The organism is Mesorhizobium sp. M7D.F.Ca.US.004.01.2.1, from assembly GCF_003997785.1.
Lineage (GTDB): Bacteria > Pseudomonadota > Alphaproteobacteria > Rhizobiales > Rhizobiaceae > Mesorhizobium > Mesorhizobium loti.
This window is the reverse complement of sequence record NZ_RZRQ01000368.1, coordinates 1-5,412: the sequence shown is the minus strand read 5'-3', so window position 1 is coordinate 5,412 and position 5,412 is coordinate 1. Positions and strand designations below refer to the sequence as shown.

Genomic DNA, 5,412 nt, shown 5'->3' with positions numbered 1-5,412 from the left:
CATATGTGATGGCAGGCAAAAAGCCCGATTGCCTACCCGCCAGGGGAAAGCGGCGGTCAGACCGCCGCCAGCGCCTGCGTCAGGTCGGCGATCAGATCATCTGGGTGCTCGACGCCGATGGACAGCCTGACCGTGGTCTCCAACACACCGATGCGCTGGCGAACCTCGAAGGGAATGCCCGAATGGGTCATGGCCGCGGGGTGGCTGGCCAGCGATTCCGTTCCGCCGAGGCTTACCGCCAGCTTGAAGATCTGCAGGTTGTTGAGAAAGGCGAAAGCCGCCTTCTCCCCGCCCTTGATATCAAAGGAGAAGGTCGAGCCGGCACCGGTGCATTGCGCCCTGTAGGCGCGGCCCGCCAGCGTGTCCTCGCCCAGGAACGGCAGGTAATGCACCTTCCCGACCTTGGCATGATCACGCAGGAATTCGGCGACCAGACGCGCATTGTCGTTGGCCCGCTCCATGCGGATCGACAACGTCTCCAGCGAGCGGCCGAGCATCCAGATGATCTGATCGCCGACCTGACGCAGGCGCTGGCGGCGGTCTGACCGCCGCTTTCCCCTGGCGGGTAGGCAATCGGGCTTTTTGCCTGCCATCACATATGCGTGCGCCGAAGGATACTTTTGGCCGTCCGACCGTTGTACAGATGCATCCATGCGTCGGAGAGCCGCAAGGGTGTCACATCCAACGGAGGTTTTTAAAAATGCGCATGCATTCCTTTTCGCCGATCGTTTCGGCACTCGCCGTCTCTGTTTCTATCTTTCTTGTCTCGCCGGCCCTGGCCGACATGGAAAAGTTCAAGGCGACGCTCGACGGCGGCCAGCAGAGCCCGCCCGTCACCACGAAGGGCAAGGGCACGGCCACTTTAACGTTCGACACGGCCAAGAAGAAACTCAGCTGGAACGTCAAGTATTCCGGTCTCAGCGGGCCGGCGACGGCGGGGCACATTCACGGTCCGGCGGCGATGGGTGAAAACGCTGGACCCGTTATCCCATTCAAGAAACTCAAGAGCCCGATCAAGGGATCGGAGACGTTGACCGATGCTCAGGCGGCTGACCTTGAGGCCGGCAAATATTACGTCAATATCCATACGGCAGCCAACAAGGACGGCGAGATCCGCGGCCAGATCGAAAAAGCAAAATAGGACGTAGCCGGTGCCGCGACTCTCCCCCTTTTGAGGGGGAGATGTCCGGCAGGACGGAGAGGGGCGCGAAGGAACTCGGCCTCTGCCGTTGGCGCTTTATGCCTTATCGCGGATCTGGGTCATCGTCCGGGTCGGCGTGATCGCCTCGGGGTCAAGCCTGATTTCGACGATCGCCGGCTTGCCGCTGGCGCGGGCTCGTTCGAAGGCCGGGGCGAAATCGGCGGTCTTCTCGACCGTCTCACCGTGGCCGCCATAGGCGCGAGCCAACGCCGCGAAATCAGGATTCTTCAAATCAGTGGCGACGACGCGGCCGGGATATTCGCGCTCCTGATGCATGCGGATGGTGCCGTAGATGCCGTTGTTGACGACGACGACGACGATCGGCAGGTCGTATTGCACGGCGGTGGCGAATTCCTGCCCGTTCATCAGGAAGCAGCCGTCGCCGGCAAAAGCGACCACGGTGCGCTCTGGAAACAGTTCTTTGGCGGCGACCGCCGCAGGCGTGCCATAGCCCATCGAGCCTGAGGTCGGCGCTGCCTGCGTGGCGAAGCGGCGGAAGCGGTGGAAACGATGCACCCAAGTGGCGTAATTGCCGGCGCCGTTGGTGAGGATGGCGTCGTTGGGCAGCATCTTTTCGAGGTATTTCATGATCGGCCCCATCTGGACCGAGCCGGGGCCGCTTTCCGGCGGTGTCGACCAGTCGAGATAGGCGGCATGCAGCTTTGGCGTCTCGGCTGCCCAGGCGGGTGCGGTGGCCGGCTTGCGCTTGGCGAAGGCGTCGACGAAGGCGGAAGGCGAGGCATTGATCGCCAATGTCGGCCGGTAGACGCGGCCGAGTTCGCCGGCGTCGGCATGGATATGGACCAGCGTCTGGTCGGGGTAGGGGCTTTTCAGCAGGGTGTAGTCGGAGGACGGCATCTCGCCCATGCGGCCGCCGATCAGCAGCACGAGATCGGCCTGCTTGATCGCCGTGGCCAGCTTCGGGTTGATGCCGATGCCGACATCGCCGGCATAGTTCGGGTGCAGATGGTCGAACAGCATCTGGCGGCGGAAGGAACAGCCGACCGGCAGCGACCACGTCTCGGCGATCGTGCGTATCCGTGCCACGGCCTCGGCGTCCCAGCGCGTGCCGCCGAGGATGACGAACGGCCTGATGGACTTGGTCAGCAGCTTTTCCAGCGCATCGAGCTCGGCTTCGCCCGGCCGGGTTTCGACCGGTGTGTGCGGCAAAGCGATGGGTGCCTCGACGACACTGGTCAACATGTCTTCCGGCAGTGAGATGACGACGGGGCCGGGGCGGCCCGATGTCGCCACGGCGAAGGCACGGGTGACGAATTCGGGGATGCGCGAGGCGTCGTCGATCTCGACCACCCATTTGGCGATGTCGCCGAAGAACCTCTTGTAGTCGACTTCCTGGAAGGCCTCGCGCTCCTTGGCGTGGCTGGCGACCTGGCCGATGAACAGGATGACGGGTATCGAATCCTGCATGGCGATGTGGATGCCGGCCGAGGCGTTGGTGGCGCCGGGGCCGCGGGTGACGAAGCAGATGCCGGGCTTGCCGGTCAGGCGGCCGTGGCAATCTGCCATCATGGCGGCACCGCCTTCCTGGCGGCAGACGATGGTGCGGATCGCTGAATCGTGCAGCGCGTCGAGCACCGCCAGATAGGATTCACCAGGCACGCAATAGATGCGGTCGGTGCCGTTGGCCTCAAGCGCGTCGACGATGAGTTGTCCGCCGGTCTTCATTGTCCAGACTTCTCCAGTTCGGCAAGGATTTCTTGCGTGTGTTCGCCCAGGCGCGGCGAGGGGCGCTCATAGACCAGCGGCGTGCCGGACATGACCATCGGCGCACGCACCGAAGGCAGAAGATTGCCATGGCCGTCGTCGAGGTCGAGCCGCATGCCGCGCGCGATTGTCTGCGGGTCGGCAAACATCTGGCCGATCGTGTTGATCGGGCTCGCCGGAACGCTTGCCGCTTCCAGCTTCGCCAGCAGCGGATCGCGGTCAAAAATCTTCAGCGCCTCGATCATGCGCTCACGCAGCCTGACCCGGTTGGCGACCCGGGCAGGATTGGTGGCGAAGTCGGGATTTGCAGGCAAATCGTCCAGTCCGACAGCGGCGCAGAATTTGGCGAACTGGCCGTCATTGCCGACCGCCAGGATGATGTGGCCGTCCCTGACTGGCACCACTTCGTAGGGCGCAATGTTCATATGCGCATTGCCCATCTGCACCGGCGATTTGCCGGAGACGAGATAGTTGAGGTTCTGGTTGCCAAGCGCGGAGATCTGGGTGTCGAAGAGCGCCATGTCGACGTGCTGGCCTTCGCCGGTTTGTTCGGCGTGGCGCAGGGCCGCCTGGATGGCGATGACCGAATAGAGGCCGGTGAAGATGTCAGAAATGGCGACGCCGGCCTTTTGCGGCTCACGGCCAACCTCGCCGGTGATCGACATCATGCCGGCCATGGCCTGGATGATGAAGTCATAGCCGGCGCGTGGCGCATAGGGACCATCCTGGCCGAAGCCGGTGATCGAGCAATAGACGAGGCGGGGGTTGATCTTGCGCAGGCTGTCGTAGTCGAGGCCGTATTTCTTCAGGCCGCCGAGCTTGAAGTTCTCGATCAGCACGTCCGAAGTCGCGACAAGCCGGCGCACGGTTTCGGCGCCTTCCGGTGTCGAGAAATCGATGGCGATGGAGCGCTTGCCGCGGTTGCAGGAGTGGTAATAGGCGGCCGACAGGTTCTCGCCGTCCTTGCCCATGACGAAGGGCGGGCCCCATTTGCGGGTGTCGTCGCCGCCATCGGGGCTCTCGACCTTGATGACATCGGCGCCGAGATCGGCAAGCAACTGCCCGGCCCATGGCCCGGCAAGGATGCGGGCGAGTTCGACGACGCGGACGCCTTTCAGCGGGGGCTCAGCCATAAATCACCGTGGTTGCTGCAATCACCTTGATTGCTGCGAAGGCAGAGCCTCTATCAAGCCCTGCAACGGCTGTCACGGCTCTTGCGATGGGCCAATCCGTCACGCTTTCAGGATGTCGTCCGCCCAGGCCGCGAAATCGCCCATGATGATGTCGCGATTCACCTCGTTCAGGCTTTCGTGGCGGGTGTCAGCGTAAACCTTTGAAACCAGATTCGAAAAGCCCATCTTGCGCATGCGATTGGCAAGATGGGTGATCCCCTTGCCGTAATCCGAGGCGGGATCCTTTTCGCCGCCGACGATGCTGACGGGGAGGTCGCGCCGGACGCCGGCAAAGCCGGCATCCTTGCCGCCGTTCAATGCCATGCCGACGACGTCGCGCCACATTGATACCGAAGCATCCCAGCCGCACAACGGATCGGCAATGTATTTCGCCACTTCCGCCTCGTCGCGCGACAGCCAGTCGAACAATGTACGGTGATTGGGCACCGCCTTGCCCCAGGCCTGAAAGGTGAGCTTTGGCAACAGGCGCGACGGGACATCAGAGCCGAGCCGCATCCGTTCCCAGGCAAGGATGCCGAGCGCCACCTGGCCAAGCAGGCCTTGGGAGAAATTGCCGTTCCAGATCGCGGCGGCATGAACGCGCGGCGAGTGGCGCAACAGGTAGTTCAGCGCCACCGACGCACCCATCGAGTGGCCGAAAAGGATGACGGGCAGGTTCGGCTGTTCGCTGGCGATCAGATCATGGATGGCGTCGACGTCGGCGATCACCTTGGCGGGGCCGTTGCTGTCGGCGAACCTGCCGAGCGGTGCGTCGGGGGCCTTGGTCGCGCCATGGCCGCGATGATCGTGGACATAGACGTGGAAGCCGCGGGAGCCAAGAAAATCGGCAAAGCGGGCATAGCGCGCGGCGTGCTCGGCCAGACCATGATTGATCTGGACGACGGCACGTGCCCGGCCATCGGCTTGCCTGACGAAAAGATTGAGATCGGCACCGGTCGGCGAGGCAATCACACGCTGCTGGCTGAATGACATGCCGCTCGGTCTCCAGGCTCTGGCCGCCACCGTGGCGCCGGCTTTGTTTGCGCCGGCGCCGGTTTTGCGTCAATTGGCAAAGCCTGCTTTTTCGCGACGATGTTTCTTGCGTTTGGACAGCAAAATATCGCAATTCTGACATGGAGACAGCTTCAGTCTGTCGCCCACTTCTTCAGCCGGGGATTTTCCATGCGCATTGGTGTCGTTTTCGGATTGGCCATGCTGGCGGCGTCACTGGCCGGGGCGGCGCGTGCCGACGTCAAGATGAGCGGCTCTTTCGTTGCCGACGCTGCCTGTCCGGCGACGCAGGCCATCAAGAAC

4 protein-coding genes and 1 pseudogene are annotated in these 5,412 nt (G+C 63.2%); 1 reads left to right on the top strand and 4 read right to left on the bottom strand.

Annotation, left to right across the window (positions count from 1 at the left end):
- Positions 1-56: 56 nt before the first annotated feature.
- Positions 57-500 (bottom strand): annotated as a pseudogene (locus tag EN993_RS30545) (PLP-dependent transferase); the annotation flags it as partial.
- 200 nt (positions 501-700) lie between these two features.
- Here EN993_RS30545 and EN993_RS30540 point away from each other — a divergent pair.
- Entirely contained in the window at positions 701-1,141 is a 441-nt protein-coding gene (locus tag EN993_RS30540) for a CHRD domain-containing protein (protein WP_109668333.1), read from the top strand.
- A gap of 96 nt (positions 1,142-1,237) precedes the next feature.
- Here EN993_RS30540 and EN993_RS30535 read toward each other — a convergent pair whose 3' ends face one another.
- The 3 genes from EN993_RS30535 to EN993_RS30525 form a co-directional block, all read right to left on the bottom strand.
- Complete coding sequence (locus tag EN993_RS30535; RefSeq protein WP_127265633.1) at positions 1,238-2,887, bottom strand: thiamine pyrophosphate-binding protein; 1,650 nt, start codon at positions 2,885-2,887, stop codon at positions 1,238-1,240.
- Entirely contained in the window at positions 2,884-4,059 is a 1,176-nt protein-coding gene (locus EN993_RS30530; RefSeq protein WP_109668329.1) for a CaiB/BaiF CoA-transferase family protein, read from the bottom strand. The genes EN993_RS30535 and EN993_RS30530 overlap by 4 nt, the downstream gene beginning before the upstream one ends.
- 99 nt (positions 4,060-4,158) lie before the next feature.
- Positions 4,159-5,091 carry an alpha/beta hydrolase gene (locus tag EN993_RS30525; protein ID WP_126069585.1) on the bottom strand — a complete coding sequence of 311 codons (933 nt, stop codon included), beginning with the start codon at positions 5,089-5,091 and terminating at the stop codon, positions 4,159-4,161.
- Between the last annotated feature and the right edge of the window lie 321 nt (positions 5,092-5,412).